The following is an 18,468-nucleotide window of genomic DNA, read 5'->3' on the forward strand; positions in this document are numbered from 1 at the left end:
TTTTATGCCATTTAGCCAATACCCCTTCGGTCATGGTATCGCTCATCTTAGGCATCTTAACTACTTCGGCCATATACTTTTATATGTTTTATAGAAAATTTAGTATTTATATAGTAGTAAGTTATGAGTGATGAGTTAATTCTACAAAAGTTATTAACCCATTACTCAAAACCCGAAACTAGTCTCTAATGTATGGATAATCTTCCTGAACGTAAACGTCTGTGTATAACTCAGAAGCATCTGGCCAAGGCGATTCTTCGGCAAATTGAACCGCTTCATCAACAATGGCTTTAATTTTCACATCCATCTCTTCAAACCATTTATCGTCAGCATATTTGTTTTCAACGATAGCTTGTTTGGTTAATTCGATCGGATCTTTTGCCTTGTAGCTTTCCAGCTCCTCTTTAGTACGGTATTTTTGAGGATCTGACATAGAGTGGCCTTTGTAACGGTAAGTACGCATCTCTAAAAAGGTTGGGCCTTCACCTGCACGGGCACGTGAAATAGCTTCGTCCATAGCAACGTGTACAGCAGCCGGGTCCATACCATCAACAGCCGATGAAGGGATACCATAAGGTAAACCTAATTTATAAATATCTGTTTGAATAGTAGTACGCTCCAAAGAAGTACCCATTGCATAACCATTGTTTTCGCAAATAAAAATTACAGGTAATTTCCAAAGCGCAGCCATGTTGAAGGTTTCGGTAAGCGCGCCCTGACGTACAGCACCATCACCCATATAAGTGATATTCACAAACTCGGTGCCTTTAAATTTTTCAGCAAAAGCTATACCTGCACCCAGTGGTACCTGGCCACCAACAATACCGTGGCCGCCGTAAAAGTGTTTGCTTTTATCAAACATGTGCATAGAGCCACCTTTGCCTTTTGAGCATCCGGTTACTTTACCATACATTTCGGCCATGATAGCTTTAGGTGTTACACCTTTGGCCAAAGCGTGAGCGTGATCCCTGTAGGCGGTTATCATGCTGTCTTCCTGTTTCATTACAGACATGGCTCCGGCCAATACAGCCTCCTGCCCAATGTACAGGTGGCAAAAGCCCCTGATCTTCTGTTGTCCGTATAGCTGTCCTGTCTTTTCTTCGAACTTCCGCATCAACAGCATTTGTTCGTACCACATCAGGTAAGTGTCTTTGGTTATTTCGATTGAACTCATGTATTTAAACAGTCAATTTCTTGGAGTAAAGCGCAAATCTAATTATATCCTTGAAAATATCGAAACTGCGACTAATTTGTTATGCAGATTATTTTTTATTTCAGAAAAAGGCCTGTAAATGAATTGTGTTTGCCGGGTTTTCCTATTTTCACCAAACTTTATATTGCCATACAGCCATATTGCCGAAGCTTTTTAGCTCATAAAACATGTTTAAACCTAAAAAACAGTCATTTCAAAGGCATTTTAAGCGTTACTTTTTGAAGAAAAAATGAAAAAAATCGTAAAATCGAATAACCTAAATGTAACAGAAATGTAATGGGCAAGCACTTTGGTTGACGAGATTTTTAAGATAGGTAGATAATTTATATTTATTGAAAAAAAAGTGCCATTTATTTGCAATTTTAAAAAATATAAATAGTTTTGTATCCAACGACATACACAGTGTCTGATTTAATAAACAATTTGTTGGCCCTAACAACAAACTAACACGTTAAATGAAGAAAATTATCATTGCTACTGTACTGCTTTTTAGCGTTTTAGCTTCGCAAGCTCAAACAGTAACAGCTCCCAATACCACCACCCCCGATAAGGCAACCGACGAACAGGAAGGTTTAGCAAATACTTACTTATCACAAATTATGGGTGTTGCATTATCTGCAACCTCAAACATGAAACTTTTTCACTTTGTTTACGATTGGATAGGTACTCCCTACCACTTCGGTGGCAGCTCAAGAAAAGGTATTGATTGTTCTGCTTTCACCAAAGAATTATACAGTGAGGTTTTTAACCTGGATATCAAAAGAAGCTCACGCGATATTTTCAGCATGGTGAGCCCTGTAGGTAAAGATGATTTAAAAGAAGGTGACCTGGTGTTTTTTAAGATCCACAGCCGCCGTATATCACATGTTGGTATTTACTTAGGTAATAATCGCTTTGCGCACGCGTCATCAAAAGGTGTGGCCATCAGCAGCCTTGACGATAATTATTACAGCCGTTATTTTTATAAAGGCGGCCGTTTGTTAGCTGCGTTTAAAGATGAATTTACCGGAGGCACGGCAGCAACTGCAGACGAGGATAACAACAGCAATTAAAAGAATTTCAATTAAATAACTAATTTTGTCCCCTCATAACCATGAGGGGATTTTTTTTTAATACCATATCGCATATATTACTCCTGGCAATTAGCTGTATATTTTTATTACCAGCTTGTACTGCGCCTGCTGCAAACAAAACCCTGATCGTTCAGCAAAAACATCGCTCTGCTCCAGCTAACAATTTATCATCAAAGCCCACTACTAAGCTTCAGCGCGATTCATTTTGTATAGCTGCCGTTGGCGATATTATGCTGGGCACATCCTACCCGGATAGCTCCACGCTACCGCCAGATGATGCCCGCAATAGTTTTAAAGCCGTTACCCCCGACCTGAAAAATACCGATATCGCTTTCGGTAACCTCGAAGGCGCTTTGGCCGATACCGGCGCTCCTGCTAATTTTAAAATGCACCAGCGCAGCAAGCCTTACCTGTTTCGGATGCCCACCAGGTATGCATCTGTGCTAAAAAACGCGGGGTTTAACCTGTTGAGCCTGGCCAATAACCACATTAATGATTTTGATGCCCGGGGCCGTAAAAGCACTACCACTACGCTGGACAGCCTGGCTATCAACTATGCCGGGCTATTAACCAAACCTTCAACCGTGTTTGAGCTTAACGGTATCAAATATGGCTTTTGCTCATTTGCCCCCAATGCCAACACAGTATCTATACATGATTTAAAAGGAGCTCAGCGCATCATTAGCGAACTGAAGCAGCGTTGCGATATTGTGATGGTATCCTTCCACGGTGGAGGTGAGGGTGTGGATTTTGAACATGTACCCTTTACCCTGGAAACGTTTATTGGTGAAAAGCGCGGCGATGTTTATGCCTTTGCTCACAATGCTATTGATGCCGGTGCCGATCTGGTTTTTGGTAATGGGCCCCATGTAAACCGCGCTATGGAAATTTATAATGGCCGGCTGATAGCCTATAGCCTCGGCAACTTCTGCACATATAAATCCGTAAGCGTTAGCGGCATTTGCGGCATGGCACCATTATTAAAGGTGTATGTAAACAAGCAAGGGAAATTTTTGAGCGGCCGCATCATATCTTTCAGTCAGGCTCATGATAAGGGTTTGGTTAGGGATACCCTGAACCAGGCCGCGCGCCGCATCAGCATGCTTACCGGTACCGACTTTCCTGATGGCGGGCTCAATATCACTGATGATGGCAACATAACAGCTATATCGGGCTTTACTAATTCACTTACAAAAGTTACACCTCCCGCAAGCATTAGCGAGGTTAAAAATGTTAATTTGCAGCCTTAATTTTAAACACACGTATGAATAAATACTTACTATCCATCACCTCTGTTGCATTAGCGCTAACGGCCAATGCCCAGCAAGTACCCGGCTTAACCGATAAGGATTATGCCCGCGCCGAAAGTTTCATGAGCTATAACACCGCGCCGTTGGTTGATCATGGCCCTGTAACACCGAACTGGTTACCTGGCGATAAATTCTGGTACCGCGTTTTAACCCCGCAAGGCAGCGAATTTATTTTGGTTGACCCTGCGAAAAAAACACGTAAACCGGCTTTTGATCAGCAGAGATTGGCAGCAGCTATATCAATTGCTACCGGAAAAACCTACGAGGGCAGCAAATTGCCTTTCCTCACTTTTAGTTTTTCTGAGGATGGTAAAACCATCTCATTCGCCGCCGATGGCAAATCATGGAAATGCGATCTGCAAACCTACCAGTGCAGCCCGGATAATGCTATGGTTGGTTCTACCAAAGCACACAGAAGCCGCAGGGGCGGGGATGAAGAAGTTGCATCGCCCGATGGCAGCCTGGTAGCCTACATCAAAGATTACAATCTTTGGGTACGCAATATCAAAACAGGCACGCAAACCCAGTTGACTACAGATGGTGCAAAAGATTTTGGCTATGCTACAGACAATGCCGGCTGGAAAGCATCAGACGGGCCTATACTTCGCTGGTCGCCCGATTCAAAAAAGATAGCCACTTTTAAGCAGGATCAGCGCAACGTTGGTGATATGTACCTGGTTACTACCAATGTTGGTCACCCTAATTTAAAAGCATGGAAATATGCTTTGCCGGGCGATAAAGAAGTAGCCATGATACACCGGGTGATCATTAATGTTGATGAACCCAAAGTGATCAATATACAGGTAGCGCCCGATCCGCACCGCGCCACCCTGAGCGATGATATTGCCAGCAGCGGCACTTTTGACGATGTTGACTGGAATACCGATGCCTCTAAACTGGCCTTTGTATCTACCTCACGCGATCATAAGCAGGAGAAATTCCGCATAGCTGATGCCGCTACGGGTACCGTACGCGAAGTTTTTGAAGAAACTGTACCAACCCAATACGAATCGGGACAGGGCACTATCAACTGGAAATACCTGACCAAAACCAACGAAGTGATCTGGTTTTCGGAGCGCGATAACTGGGGACACCTTTACTTATATGATGCCAACACCGGAAAGCTCAAAAACCAAATAACCAAAGGTAACTGGGCAGTAACCGAACTGGTGAATGTTGACGAAAAAAACCGTCAGATATATTTCAAGGCCGATGGCCGCGAACCTGGCAATCCATATTTTACCCATTTGTATAAAGTAGGGTTTGATGGTAAAGGGCTTACCTTATTAACTCCTGAAACGGGCAATCACCAGATCAGCTTATCGCCAGATAATAATTATTTTATTGACAGTTATTCAAGCGCGGATGTTGCTCCTGTTACCGTATTGCGCAGCCTGAATGGAAAGCTGATCAGCAATTTAGAAAAAACTGACATCAGCAGGTTAGTTGCTGCCGGCTGGAAAGCTCCTGTGCCTATCTCTGTTAAAGCACATGACGGCCAAACCGATATTTATGGATTAATGTATGTACCCACCCAGCTTAATCCGAACAAAAAATATCCTATCATCAATAATATATACCCCGGCCCACAAGGTGGTAGTGTAGGTAGTTGGTCGTTTGCAGCCTCACACGGCGATTGTCAGGCACTGGCCGAGCTGGGTTTTGTGGTAGTACAAATAGAAGGTACCAGCAACCCGCTGCGTTCAAAAAGTTATCATGATATGAACTACGGCCACATGTCTGAAAACACGTTGCCGGATCAGGTTGGGGCTATGCAGCAGCTTGCTCAAAAATACTCGTATATTGATATAAACCGTGCAGGCATCTGGGGACACTCGGGTGGTGGCTTTGCAACCGCAGCTGCTATGTTCCGTTTCCCCGACTTTTTTAAAGTAGGTATATCAGAATCAGGCAATCACGATAACCGCAACTATGAGGACGATTGGGGCGAACGCTACATCGGCTTGCTTACCCAACAGCCAGATGGTACATCAAACTATGAGGCACAGGCCAATCAAAACTTTGCCAAAAACCTGAAAGGCAAGCTCATGCTGGCTCATGGTTTAATGGACGATAACGTACCGCCAACCAATACCATGCTGGTAATTGAGGCACTGGAAAAAGCCAATAAAAACTATGACCTGGTAGTGTTTCCGAACAGCGCGCATGGTTACGGCCAGTATTCTTTATACATGACCCGTCGCCGCTGGGATTATTTTGTTAAGAACCTGATGGGTGCCGATGCTCCGCAGGAGTATTTGTTAAAGGCTAAAACTGATCCGCGTAATAGCGCGATGTAGTTTGCGATAAGTCAATCGCACAAGATTTCTCTCTATCGTTCGAAATGACAAGAGATAAATAATAAAAAGCCGGATCAATTGATCCGGCTTTTTCGTTTGTGAAAATCTATAACACACCAATAATTAGTATTACATTTATTTAATAAATATTATCAACCATGTCAGCCGAAATCACCTTTGGATTATTTGTCCTTATCATCATCATTATTTTATCCACCTCGTTTGTGACTGTGAAACAGGGCACAATAGTGGTAATTACCGTATTTGGCAAATACCGCCGCATACTTACGCCGGGCTTAAATTTTAAGCTTCCGTTTATTGAGAATGTATATTCTAAAATATCTATCCAAAACCGCTCGGTCGAACTGGAATTTCAGGCAGTAACATTTGATCAGGCCAATGTTTATTTTAAGGCTATGCTGTTATATTCGGTACTTGACCAGCAGGAAGAAACCATTAAAAACGTAGCATTTAAGTTTGTTGACGAGCGTAACCTGATGCAGGCCCTAATTCGCACTGTTGAAGGCTCCATTAGGGCATTTGTTGCCACCAAGCGCCAGAGCGAGGTGTTGATACTTCGCCGCGATATTGTGGAGCATGTAAAAGAACAGCTTGACCAGATATTGGAAGGCTGGGGTTACCACCTGCAGGATCTGCAACTGAACGATATTACATTTGATGATGTGATCATGAAATCAATGAGCCAGGTTGTGGCATCAAACAACCTGAAAGCTGCCGCCGAGAACGAAGGCCAGGCCTTGCTCATCACCAAAACCAAAGCTGCCGAAGCCGAGGGTAACGCCATTAAAATATCGGCACAGGCCGAGCGTGAAGCAGCCCAGCTGCGCGGTCAGGGTATTGCCTTGTTCCGTGAGGAAGTTGCCCGTGGTATGACGGTTGCCGCCAAAGAAATGGCTGAAGCCAATATGGATACTTCAGTAATTATGTTTACCATGTGGACAGAATCTATCAAGCACTTTGCCGAAAACTCACAAGGCAATGTAATATTCCTGGATGGTTCAACCGACCAGATGCAGCATACTTTAAAAGAAATGATGGGCTTAAACCTTTTACAGACTGATGGTGTCAAAAACATCAAAAAGTAAAAAGTTTAACCTCACGTTTTTATGAATTTAAGGTGGATGAAGTGGACGGCTATAACAGCCCTGTTTTTATTGACAATTAACCGGGCATCGGCCCAGCAATTCCGCCAATTAACCATAAATGATTTTGCCGGTACGCCGCGTGTAAACACACGCGGCGTAGTTGCATATACCAACTGCACTATCAATTTTAAATACCAGGCAAACCGTGTTAACAACGGTTACATATTAAACGCCTTTGTAACACTGGTATTAAACGCAGAAAAATCATGGATAGACCGAAGCCGGGTAACATCCAACCAAATACTTGTCGAAGTGTTAAATCACGAGCAGGGGCATTACAACATAGCTTACATGGAGCAACAGGAATTGCTGCGCGAGATAGGCAAAACCCGTTTCAGCCGTAATTACCAGTACGAGGCCATGAATATCTTTAACCGGATAGATGCCAAATACAAACAGCTGAATACTGATTATGACGATGATACGCAGCACATGACCAACCGCGTACAACAACACAGCTGGGATGTTTATTTTCAAAAACAGCTACGGTATATGCCACAGCAGGAAGAGCCCCTCTAAATCTCCCCTAAAGGGGAGACTTTTGCCATCATACTTTAATAAAAAGTGCATACTTGCTCCCCTTTAAAAGCTGGGGGGCTATATTTGTAATAATGCCCAACGAGCCCATTCAAATCATCCGTAAAATTATCCATATTGATATGGATGCCTTTTACGCGTCGGTTGAGCAGCGTGATTTTCCGGAGTACAGGGGCAAGGCTTTAATTGTTGGCGGCTTGCCGCAGGGGCGCGGAGGAGTGGTTGCTACCGCGAGTTATGAGGCCCGCAAGTTCGGGGTACGGTCGGCCATGTCATCAAAACGGGCAGTACAGCTTTGTCCGGATGCTTTGTTTGTACGGCCACGGTTTGCCGCCTACAAAGAAGTATCTCAAAAAATAAGGGAGATATTCAGCAGATATACCGATCTGATCGAGCCCTTATCTTTAGATGAAGCCTACCTGGATGTTACCAATGATAAGCTAAACATTGGCTCGGCCATTGAAATTGCCAAACAAATTAAACAGGCCATTAAAGATGAACTACAGCTAACTGCCTCGGCCGGGGTATCTGTCAATAAATTTGTTGCCAAAATAGCTTCGGATATCAATAAACCCGATGGCCTGAAATTCATAGGCCCATCAACCATTGAGGAATTTATGGAGCGCCTGCCTGTTGAAAAGTTTTTTGGCGTTGGCAAGGTAACCGCTCAAAAAATGAAACAAATGGGCCTGCACACCGGTGCCGACCTGAAAAAGCTGACCGAAGATGAGCTCGTCCGCCACTTTGGTAAAGCCGGCCGTTTTTATTACCAGATAGTGAGGGGTATTGATAACCGGGAAGTACAGCCACATCGCGAAACAAAATCATTAGGCGCCGAAGATACCTTTGCCTATGATCTCACCACACTCGAGGAAATGGAGGCCGAGCTGGATAAAATAGCACTCACCGTATATGACCGTCTGCTTAAATACAATTTAAAAGGCCGAACGCTCACCCTTAAGGTTAAATACAGCGACTTTAAGCAGATCACCCGGAACCAATCGTTCCCCACGGCTTTCAATGATCTGGAAACCATTAGCCAAACAGCCAAACAACTCATGGCTGCTACCAATCCCGAAGATGCCAGGATCAGGTTACTGGGTATCTCGCTATCCAACTTTGGTGACATCGTTCCGAAACAAAAAGAGGAAAAGGAATTAGGACCTGGTGATCAGCTGGCTTTGGAATTTTAGGCCCCCTAACCCCCTAAAGGGGGAACAATCTGTGAACTTTATTATCCGCTCGCGCTCGTTTATAACGAGTGCGTAACGCGGTTTAGCGTTTTTAACGCTGGCGATGTAATCGCCAAGCCAGAATAAGCACTCGTTATAAACGAGCGCAAGTAAAGTAATATCAACTGATATCAATTTCACACTATTTTCTCGCAAAATGAGCAACAATATCAATAAATCAACAACTTAGCTCAAATCCCATTCAGATTAACAATTATTTAACAAAAAAACCTTTCAAATACAGCAAATTCTGATTACGTTTGAATTTTTTGTTGATGTAGCTTCAATAAATTTTTTAACAAAAGTTTAATGTTACGCGTCGACAGTACAAAACCTTGCCAAATTATATATGCCGTTGCCCGGCATGAGTACCTGTCGTACGTAATAGAACCGCACATTGTTCAGCTCAATCCAAACGGCGAATTCTCACTAACCCACCAGCGCTTATTCTCTAATACGGCAAAGGAATTTGCTCATTGTTTGGATGATACCGATATAAAGCTCATCAAAATATTGGAGGAGATGGAGCAGGGCAACGTGATCAAACGGTATTATAAAAAGCCTATTCGCCCGTTTGAGTTTTTTGCCAAGATATTTAACGAACAACTGTTTGATACCATTCGCCCCAAGATGGAAAAGCGCATGGCAGAGGCATTAAGTTTGCTCTGCAACAAACAGGTTTACCAAATGAGCAAGGAGGGCTATCCCGGCGAGCGCAAACTGCAAATTGCTACCGAGGCAGCATCAGTACTATTTCACTTTAGACGTAATGAAGAGGAGATACGGTATTTCCCGACCATTAAGTACCAGAGCATGCGCATTGAGTTCATGTTTAAAAATGCCGAAATCATTTGTAACCACCCCGCCTGGATGCTGCTGGATGATACCCTGTATTATTTTGATAAGGAAATTGAGGGTAAAAAACTGATCCCTTTCCTTAATAAGCGTTTTATCGCTATTCCCCGCTCGTCAGAGCAATCTTACTTTGAAAAATTTGTGGCCCCGCTTATCGAAAAGCATAATGTTTATGCCGAGGGGTTCACTATCAATACTGAAAAATATGATGCGCAGGCAGCATTAAAGCCTATTTATATAGAAGGCGGCACGTCGCAGCTGCAATTGTATTTTAAATATGCCGGTTATATTTTCCCATATGGCGATGGCAGGCATATATCTGTAAGGATGGAGAAAAATGGCGACGATTATATATTCCATCGCATAAAACGCTCTATCACCTGGGAAAAAAACAAGATGCAGCAGTTGGAACAACTGGGCCTCAAAACAGTATCGAGCCTGTTCCAGAACCTGGAGGTTGATAGTCATGATGAAGATGCCGACCATTCTTTTTCGGTTTTTGAATGGCTTAACCAACACCATGATAAACTGATAGAGCTTGGCTTTGAACTGGAGCAACCCGAGGGCCAAAAGCGCTACGTTTTCGGCAACAGTAAAATTGACCTGGAAGTAAAGGAAAATAATGATTGGTTTGATATTCATGCCATTGTTTGGTTTGGGCCTTACCGCATACCTTTTATCCAGCTTAAAAATCATATCCTGAACCACAAAAAGGAGTTTACCCTGCCTTCGGGTGAGATTGCGGTAATTCCCGAAAAATGGTTTTCGCAATACGGCAACCTGCTTCATTTTTCAGAAGGGGGTAATGATCTTAAGCTACGCCGCCATCATATAGGCCTGGTAAATGATCTTGCCGAAGGCGAAATGGCCAACGTGACCATGACCCGCAAGCTGCAAAAGCTTACCGATTTTGAAGAACTACAAGAGGTTGACATGCCGCAAAACTTTGCCGGTAATTTAAGGCCTTACCAAAAAGCAGGGTACAACTGGTTCCACTTTTTAAAAAGTTATCACTTTGGCGGTTGTCTGGCCGATGATATGGGTCTGGGTAAAACCATACAAACTCTTGCCTTATTACAAAAACATAAGGAGGATACCGAGGCCGAAGGCAGCAAAGCAACCTCGCTGGTTATTATGCCTACCTCGTTAATTTACAACTGGCTTAACGAGGCTAAAAAGTTCGCGCCGCAGTTAAGGCTGATGGTGCATACTGGCACTATGCGTTACCGCTCGGCAGATGTGTTTGCCAATTATGATGTGGTCATAACTACCTACGGCATCAGCCGTATTGATATTGGCATGTTTAAGGAATACTTTTTTGATTATGTGATACTGGATGAGAGCCAGAATATCAAAAATCCATCATCAAAATCGTTTCAATCGGTTAAGCAGCTCAAATCACGTTTTAAGCTGATACTAAGCGGTACGCCCGTTGAAAACTCAGTAAACGACCTCTGGACGCAAATGTCGTTCATTAACCCGGGCTTGCTGGGCGGACAGCAGTTTTTCCAAAATGAGTTTGTAACACCTATTGAAAAGAAAAAGGACGAGGACAAGGCCCGCAAACTACAGGCATTAATAAAACCTTTTGTTTTACGCCGAACCAAAGAGCAGGTAGCTACCGAGTTGCCGCCAAAAACCGAAAACCTTTTCTATTGCCAGATGAGTGAAGAACAGGCTTCGGTATATGAAAAGGTAAAATCAGAATACCGTAACGAGCTGTTAAAAAGCCTGGAGGATGGCACCTTTGCCAAAACACAGATACAGGTATTGCAGGGTTTGATCAAGTTGAGGCAGATCGCCAATCACCCTATCATGATCGATAATGATTATGAGGGCGATAGCGGCAAATTTGAGAACGTGGTACATACCCTGACCAATGTGCTCGATGGCGGGCATAAGGTGTTGATATTTTCGCAGTTTGTAAAACAGCTAAGCATTTATCGCGAATATTTTGAAAATGAGGGTGTGCCTTATGTATATCTTGACGGCAGCACGCAAAACCGCGGGGATGTAGTAAAGCAGTTTCAGGAAGATGAAAAAACGCGGGTATTCCTGATCTCCATAAAAGCAGGCGGTGTAGGTCTTAACCTTACCGAAGCCGATTACGTGTTTATCCTTGATCCCTGGTGGAACCCTGCCGTGGAGCAACAAGCCATTGACCGTACGCACCGCATTGGCCAAACCAAAAATGTGTTTATCTACAAATTCATCACCAAAGATACGGTTGAAGAGAAGATACTGGCCCTGCAGCAACGCAAACTCAGCCTGAGCCGGGCCCTCATTACCACCGAAGAAAGCTTTATTAAATCGCTTACCGCTGATGATATTAAGGAGATATTAGGGTAGGGATTAAAGATTTTATCATCCTGAGAACAAGAAGACTTCCGAAGTTTTAAAAACTTCGGAAGTCTTGAAATATCTTGCTAATGGGATGCCGAAACAAGTTCGGCATGACGGATTGATTGTATTACAAATACTTCTGTAAAGCTTCTTTCAATAGCTCAACCAGTTCAGGATCATTCAACTGGTAATTATCCTCAATATCCAATACTATCAGTTTTTTATCCGTAACATCAAAACGCTGTATTAGTATTTGCTTATGTTTCCGTTCCATTACAAAGATCAAATCGGCCCGGTCAATCATCTTTCGATTTACCCGAATACGGGCTTTATCACTCGTTCCGGCTGAACCTGCCGTATGTAAAGGATGGTTTTTAAACAGCACCTCGGCCGTGGGCTTCGCCATTGGTTTTTGCTGCAAATGAAAAGGAAGTTTGCCAACTGAGTTAATTACTATTTGGCTGTCTGTTTGCATGATCTTCTTCCATTTTTTTCCATGCTTCCATTGTCATTTCAAATAAGTCATCCTTTTTACAATCCCAGATAGAGACATAGTTTTTTGAAAGCACATAATACTGTTTCCATGTGGTGAATTTTTCATACAACATTAAGGTACAAATATCTGTCGCTGTTATAAAATCACCTGTCTCAGGTAAATGCGAATGAGCAGCAGCCCGTTCTGTTTTGCTGCTATCAGCAGTGGCTTGATGGTACGGAATAGCTATCAGATTTTTATGAAGACGCTTTATGTCGGTTATATTGTTTTGTTTATTGAAGCTAACCAGATAATCATTGCCAAAAATAACTACTCCATTTGCTTTGGGGCCGGTTAAGATATACACCTTTTTAATGCCATTTTTAATAAAAGGTATAGGGTTAAGTTCAGTATTATTAAAATACTTGAATATGGTATCGGTACCCATTCGTTTTACCACAGCCTGCCGAATGCTAATCAGCTCTTTTTCTGAGGCATTAAGTTTCCTCGTAATAGTATCCAGCTTATAATTTTTTTCATTAAAATCATTACCGAATGATGTTGTTCCCAAAGCAACGGGATCATTTCCTTTAGAGAAAAATACATTATTTAAACCGGTTGGGGTTTCATAGGATATATATCCTCCAACTAATGCCCGTTTCTCTTTACATTGGGCAAAAAAAATATCGGTACCATACCATGAGGCCCATTCCGACCGATAAAGAGCCTTTCCCTCATTAACAATGCTATCGGTTATTCTTTGTGTGTCCTTATGTTGAGCGAATGTTTTTGATGCAAATGCAAGTAATGTGCATATTAGAATTAATACTCTTACAGATGTGACACCTAAAAAGGATTTAAAGACAATAAGATTAGGTTTCATATGTTGGTTTAGGTCAGAAAATACTACAATCCATTCTTAGGCACCCATGCCTGACTTTTGATGAGCCATTTGTCTCCTACCATACGTAGTACAAATGAAAACGCCCCTTCCTCTTCAAAAGGGTCGCCGTTGATGGTGCCTGTGTATTCTACCGGTACAACCAAGTAGGCTATCTCTTCGGTTTGCTGAAAAATCTTTACCCGCTTTACATTTACCTTAAAATCTTTTATTTTAAAGTCCTTAACCGCTTTCTCTACCGAGTTTACCCATTGTACGCCGGCAAGCTGTCCGTTCCATGAAAAGGGTTGTTGCTCATCGCTCACTACCGCGTTAGGAGTGTACATGTCTGATACCTTTTCTATTTTAAACGTGTAGGATGCTTTTAATACCGTATTTACAACCTCCAAAACCTCGGGTTTTAATGCTTTTAACACCTTAACGGTATCAATACCGCTTACATTGGCGGCATATATTCGTGATGCTGCCATTAAGGTCATGAACAACGCCACAAACAATACAACTAATATATTTTTCTTCATGGGTAAAGCAGTTAATAAGGTTTTGTTATTTGCTGTTCATATAATCCAAAGTTAAGTTACAAAGTGCCTTAACACCTAATGCAAATCCACTTTCGTCAATATAAAAATCGGGGGTATGGTGCGATGGCGCTTTCTGCGGGTCTTGCCCAACGGGCATCCCACCTAAAAAGAAAAACAATCCAGGCACTTTTTCCTGGTAAAAACTAAAATCTTCGGCACCGGTTACCGGCGGACGCAGTACCACGTTTTTTACACCGGCGGTTCGCTGTAAGCTTGTCAGCATTTTTTGAGTCAGATCCGGATCATTAAATGTAACCGGGTAATGCGTACTGTAGGGTATGGTCACCTCGGCGGTGGCTCCTTGTGCTTCGGCGGTTTTAGTAGCTATCTCTTTAACCCTTTCAATCAATAGCTTTTCATCGGCGGCTGTAAAAGATCGCAAAGTTCCCAGCATCTCAACAGATTCGGGAATAATGTTTGATCTGTTACCTCCCTTTATGGCACCTACGGTAACCACCGCGGGGTTTTCCGTTATATTAACGTTACGGCTTACTATAGTTTGCAGGTTATTAATGATCTGAGCCGAAACCACAATAGGATCAACACTTGACCACGGGTAGGCCCCATGTGCCGACTTTCCCTTTACGATGATCTTCATATCATCAACTCCGGCCATTGTACCACCGGGGCGATAGGTGATCTTACCAACCTCAGTTTGCGAATTGATATGCAGGCCAAAGATCACATCTACCTTAGGATTTTCCAACACACCTTGCTTAACCATTTCCTCGGCACCGCCGGTTTGTCCATGCTCTACACCTTCTTCTGCTGGCTGAAAAATAAATTTCACGGTACCATGCAGCTCACTTTTCATGGATGATAGTATTTGCGCCACACCCATTAAAATAGCCATGTGCGAATCGTGTCCACAGGCGTGCATAGCACCAACTTCCTGGCCGTTATAAGTAGTTTTTACTTTGGATGCAAAAGGTACGGGCGTGCGTTCAATTACGGGCAAGCCATCCATATCGGCACGCAGGGCAACTACAGGGCCGGGTTTACCGCCTTTCAAAACACCTACCACACCAGTTGTGGCGATGCCCGTTTTTACTTCCATATCTAAGCCCTGCAGGTGTTTGGCTATGATTTCCGCGGTACGTACCTCATGATTGCCCAATTCCGGATGTTCATGAAAATCGCGCCGCCATGCCACCACCTGGTTTTGAAGCGCATCGGCTTTGATATTTACCTGCTTTTTTAGTGCATCATTTTTTTGGGCAGATGCCGTAAGGGAAAACAAAGAAAAAATCAGAATGTACCTTTTTTTCATACCGGGTTTTGAATGAGTTAATATAAGAACAATACTTTAAAAAACTGTAACCGTGCACGATAAGATATTCATTCGGATGATATTAAAACAAAACAGGCCCGGTGAACATCCGGACCTGTTTTTGTTTATAGACAGTTTATCCTGATTATTGAAAACCGATCAGATCAATGGTGAAAACCAGCACCGAATTTGGCGGAATAGTAGAATCTGGAGGATATGGCCCATAGCCTAATCCTGATGGTATTATCAATAATATACGGCCACCAACATTTGTATATGGAATACCAATTATCCATCCGGGTATTAATCCCTGTAAAGGAGTATTGTTAATTGATGATGTTTGAAAAACACTTCCATTTAAAAGTTTACCTGTATAATTTACGGTAACGTTTGAGGTTGCCTTAGGATGAGCACCTGTACCTTGTTTTAAAATTTGGTAGTATAAACCAGATGGGTCGCGGGTGGCATGTATGCTGGTATCGGCTGCTATGTATGCTTTGATAGCTGTTTCGTCAGCAGCAGCTTGTTTTGCCGGGTCAACCGGCGTTGCATCTTTTTTTGAACAGGCTGATAAAATTAAAAGCGGAGCGAATAATAATAGGAGAAGTTTTTTCATGTATTAATTTACTGTGTATTTATAACACCATACGTGTTAGTATCCTAAACGCTACAATTTGGCGCCTAATATTTTTAAATGATGTTTTATTTAAAACTGATCAGGTTAATATCAAAGGCCAGCACAGCATCTCCGGGAATAGGGCCCGCGCCGCCTGGCCCGTAAGCCAGCCTTGAGGGTACATACAATAGCATAGTACCACCGGGCTTTAAATGCGGCATACCTATTTGCCATGCTTTGATCAGACCTGACAGGGGAGCCGAAAAATCACTTCCTGAGTCATAACGCCGACCACCTATCAGGCTGCAGGTATAGTTTACCATCACTACAGAGTTTTCTTTGGGGAAAGTCCCCGTACCCTGGTCGGTTATCTGGTAGTATAAGCCAGATGGGTCCTTAACTGCTTTTATTTGTGGGTTAGCTTTAAGGTATGCCCTGATGATAGAGTCATCTACCCTGGCTTGTTGAGTTACCTGGGCAGATGGCCCGGTGCAGGAAGCAAGCACAATTACAAAGGCACTCAGTATTAATAGGTATTTTTTCATTAGCTGTTTAATTAAAAAGCCTTTCCCAAATATCTGTTAAAACCGGATATCTGGAAAAGGCTTTATTTAATATTTGTAAATGGAATTAAACGGTTGTCCTGATCTTCAATTCGGTCATTTGCGCATCAGCAATGGTTGATGGCGAGTCGATCATCACATCACGGCCCGAGTTGTTTTTAGGGAAGGCGATCACGTCGCGAATAGAATCCAGCCCTGCAAAAATGGATACCAGACGATCAAACCCAAGAGCTAAGCCACCATGCGGAGGTGCGCCGTATTCAAAGGCATCCATTAAAAAGCCAAATTGTTTTTGTGCCTCTTCCGGCGAAAAGCCCAGGTGTTTAAACATCAGCGACTGCATAGCCCTATCATGGATACGGATAGAACCACCGCCAACTTCGGTACCATTGATCACCAGATCATAAGCATTGGCGCGTACGGCTCCCGGATCGGTATCCAGCAGATCAATATCTTCAGGTTTTGGTGAGGTGAACGGGTGGTGCATAGCATGGTAGCGGCTGGTTTCTTCATCCCATTCCAACAGCGGGAAATCAAGCACCCATAGCGGTGCGAATTTGTTTTTATCGCGCAGACCTAAGCGGCTGCCCATCTCTAAGCGCAGTTCGTTCAGCTGCTTGCGTACTTTATCGGCCTGGCCGGCAAGTACCAGCATCAGGTCGCCTTTTTCAGCATTGAAAGCGGCTGCCCAGTTGGCCAGCTCATCTTCGCTGTAAAATTTATCAACTGATGATTTTAAAGTACCATCCTCGTTATAACGGCAATAGATCATACCGGTAACACCAATTTGCGGGCGTTTTAACCATTCGGTTAGCTCATCAATTTGTTTACGGGTGTAGCTGGCCAAACCTTTAGCATTGATACCTACTACCAGCTCGGCATTATCAAAAATGCCGAAGCCTTTACCTTTTACAATATCGTTCAGCTCTACAAACTCCATCCCGAAACGTACATCCGGTTTATCTGATCCGTACAAACGCATGGCATCGGCATATTGCATCCGCGGGAAATCACCAAGATCAAGTCCTTTTATAGTAGTGAACAGGTGGCGGGTTAAGCCTTCAAATATGTTTAATATATCTTCCTGGGTAATAAAGGATAGCTCGCAATCTATCTGTGTAAATTCAGGCTGACGATCGGCACGCAAGTCTTCGTCCCTAAAACATTTAACGATCTGGAAATAACGGTCGAACCCGCTTACCATCAGTAATTGTTTAAAAGTTTGCGGCGATTGCGGCAGGGCGTAAAACTCGCCCGGGTTCATGCGGCTTGGCACCACAAAGTCGCGCGCGCCTTCCGGGGTCGATTTGATCAGTACCGGGGTTTCCACCTCAATAAAATCAAGCCCGTCTAAATATTTACGGATTTCCTGGGCCATTTTGTGGCGCAGAACCAGGTTGTTGCGTATCGGCGCACGACGCAGATCCAGGTAGCGGTATTTGGCTCGTAATTCTTCACCACCATCGGTTTCATCCTCAATTAAAAAAGGAGGCAGCTTGGCAGCGTTCAATATTTCGATACCATTAACGGCAATTTCAATTTCGCCGGTAGGTATTTTAAGGTTCTTGTTGGTACGTTCAAGCACGGTACCGGTCACTTTAATTACAAATTCACGACCCAGCTCGCGGCTTGTTTCGCGCAAAGCTGCATCAGTATCGGTATTAAATACCAATTGAGTTAAACCATAACGGTCGCGCACGTCAATAAATGTGGTACCGCCCAAATCGCGCGATTTTTGCACCCATCCGCACAAAGTAACCGATTGGCCTAAGTTGCTGATATTTAATTCGCCGCAAGTGTGAGTTCTAATCATAGTAATAGTTTTGTAAAAGTTTGCTAAAGTAAGTTTTTAGTTGGAAGTCCGAAAGTCCGGAAGACCGAAAGTCCGGAAGTTTTTATCTGCAAAGGCCTTCTTTTTCCTGACTTTCGGTCTTCCGGTCTTTCCGACTTTCCAGACTTTTTCCACTTTCGGACTAAAAAACTATCTTTGCAGCATAATTCTCAAGGGGTGCCTTGCTTTGGGTTCAAAACAA

At 43.2% G+C, this 18,468-nt stretch carries 15 protein-coding genes; 7 read left to right on the forward strand and 8 right to left on the reverse strand.

All coding sequences use genetic code 11. The features are described 5' to 3' along the window. Positions 1 to 178: 178 nt before the first annotated feature. Positions 179 to 1,174: a pyruvate dehydrogenase (acetyl-transferring) E1 component subunit alpha gene (pdhA, locus tag AAGC65_RS10705; RefSeq protein WP_343112440.1), complete on the reverse strand. Its 996-nt coding sequence runs from the start codon at positions 1,172 to 1,174 to the stop codon at positions 179 to 181. 494 nt (positions 1,175 to 1,668) lie between these two features. Here pdhA and AAGC65_RS10710 point away from each other — a divergent pair, with 494 nt between their 5' ends. The 7 genes from AAGC65_RS10710 (at position 1,669) to AAGC65_RS10740 (ending at position 12,035) form a co-directional block, all read left to right on the forward strand. Continuing rightward, positions 1,669 to 2,265, forward strand: coding sequence for an NlpC/P60 family protein (locus AAGC65_RS10710; protein WP_343112441.1), 597 nt, complete (start codon positions 1,669 to 1,671; stop codon positions 2,263 to 2,265). A gap of 41 nt (positions 2,266 to 2,306) precedes the next feature. Beyond that, positions 2,307 to 3,536 carry a CapA family protein gene (locus AAGC65_RS10715; protein ID WP_343112442.1) on the forward strand — a complete coding sequence of 410 codons (1,230 nt, stop codon included), beginning with the start codon at positions 2,307 to 2,309 and terminating at the stop codon, positions 3,534 to 3,536. Between the two features lie 14 nt (positions 3,537 to 3,550). Then, on the forward strand, positions 3,551 to 5,896 hold the full coding sequence (locus AAGC65_RS10720) for a DPP IV N-terminal domain-containing protein (protein WP_343112443.1): 2,346 nt from the start codon (positions 3,551 to 3,553) through the stop codon (positions 5,894 to 5,896). 158 nt (positions 5,897 to 6,054) lie between these two features. Beyond that, entirely contained in the window at positions 6,055 to 7,002 is a 948-nt protein-coding gene (locus AAGC65_RS10725) for an SPFH domain-containing protein (protein ID WP_343112444.1), read from the forward strand. 21 nt (positions 7,003 to 7,023) lie between these two features. Next, a complete protein-coding gene (locus AAGC65_RS10730) occupies positions 7,024 to 7,581 on the forward strand; it encodes a DUF922 domain-containing protein (protein WP_343112445.1) in 558 nt (185 codons plus the stop codon). A gap of 92 nt (positions 7,582 to 7,673) precedes the next feature. Beyond that, positions 7,674 to 8,792 carry a DNA polymerase IV gene (dinB, locus tag AAGC65_RS10735; RefSeq protein ID WP_343112446.1) on the forward strand — a complete coding sequence of 373 codons (1,119 nt, stop codon included), beginning with the start codon at positions 7,674 to 7,676 and terminating at the stop codon, positions 8,790 to 8,792. A 348-nt stretch (positions 8,793 to 9,140) separates the two neighbouring features. Continuing rightward, positions 9,141 to 12,035 (forward strand): DEAD/DEAH box helicase, encoded by a 2,895-nt coding sequence (locus tag AAGC65_RS10740; protein ID WP_343112447.1) that lies wholly within the window; start codon positions 9,141 to 9,143, stop codon positions 12,033 to 12,035. 121 nt (positions 12,036 to 12,156) lie between these two features. Here the strand turns inward: AAGC65_RS10740 and AAGC65_RS10745 are convergent, their stop codons facing one another. From AAGC65_RS10745 to aspS, 7 genes are all read right to left on the reverse strand, one after another. Continuing rightward, positions 12,157 to 12,504, reverse strand: coding sequence for a protein tyrosine phosphatase (locus AAGC65_RS10745; RefSeq protein WP_343112448.1), 348 nt, complete (start codon positions 12,502 to 12,504; stop codon positions 12,157 to 12,159). Then, on the reverse strand, positions 12,476 to 13,387 hold the full coding sequence (locus AAGC65_RS10750) for a hypothetical protein (protein WP_343112449.1): 912 nt from the start codon (positions 13,385 to 13,387) through the stop codon (positions 12,476 to 12,478). Before AAGC65_RS10750 ends, AAGC65_RS10745 begins: the two co-directional genes overlap by 29 nt. Positions 13,388 to 13,410: 23 nt before the next feature. Next, complete coding sequence (locus tag AAGC65_RS10755; RefSeq protein ID WP_343112450.1) at positions 13,411 to 13,926, reverse strand: nuclear transport factor 2 family protein; 516 nt, start codon at positions 13,924 to 13,926, stop codon at positions 13,411 to 13,413. Between the two features lie 25 nt (positions 13,927 to 13,951). Further along, complete coding sequence (locus tag AAGC65_RS10760) at positions 13,952 to 15,256, reverse strand: amidohydrolase (protein WP_343112451.1); 1,305 nt, start codon at positions 15,254 to 15,256, stop codon at positions 13,952 to 13,954. A gap of 145 nt (positions 15,257 to 15,401) precedes the next feature. Beyond that, positions 15,402 to 15,872: an FKBP-type peptidyl-prolyl cis-trans isomerase gene (locus tag AAGC65_RS10765; RefSeq protein ID WP_343112452.1), complete on the reverse strand. Its 471-nt coding sequence runs from the start codon at positions 15,870 to 15,872 to the stop codon at positions 15,402 to 15,404. Positions 15,873 to 15,958: 86 nt separating this feature from the next. Continuing rightward, positions 15,959 to 16,417 carry an FKBP-type peptidyl-prolyl cis-trans isomerase gene (locus AAGC65_RS10770; RefSeq protein ID WP_343112453.1) on the reverse strand — a complete coding sequence of 153 codons (459 nt, stop codon included), beginning with the start codon at positions 16,415 to 16,417 and terminating at the stop codon, positions 15,959 to 15,961. Between the two features lie 85 nt (positions 16,418 to 16,502). Beyond that, complete coding sequence (gene aspS / locus AAGC65_RS10775) at positions 16,503 to 18,248, reverse strand: aspartate--tRNA ligase (protein WP_343112454.1); 1,746 nt, start codon at positions 18,246 to 18,248, stop codon at positions 16,503 to 16,505. Positions 18,249 to 18,468: the final 220 nt, after the last annotated feature.

Source organism: Mucilaginibacter sp. (genome assembly GCF_039207105.1).
Lineage (GTDB): Bacteria > Bacteroidota > Bacteroidia > Sphingobacteriales > Sphingobacteriaceae > Mucilaginibacter.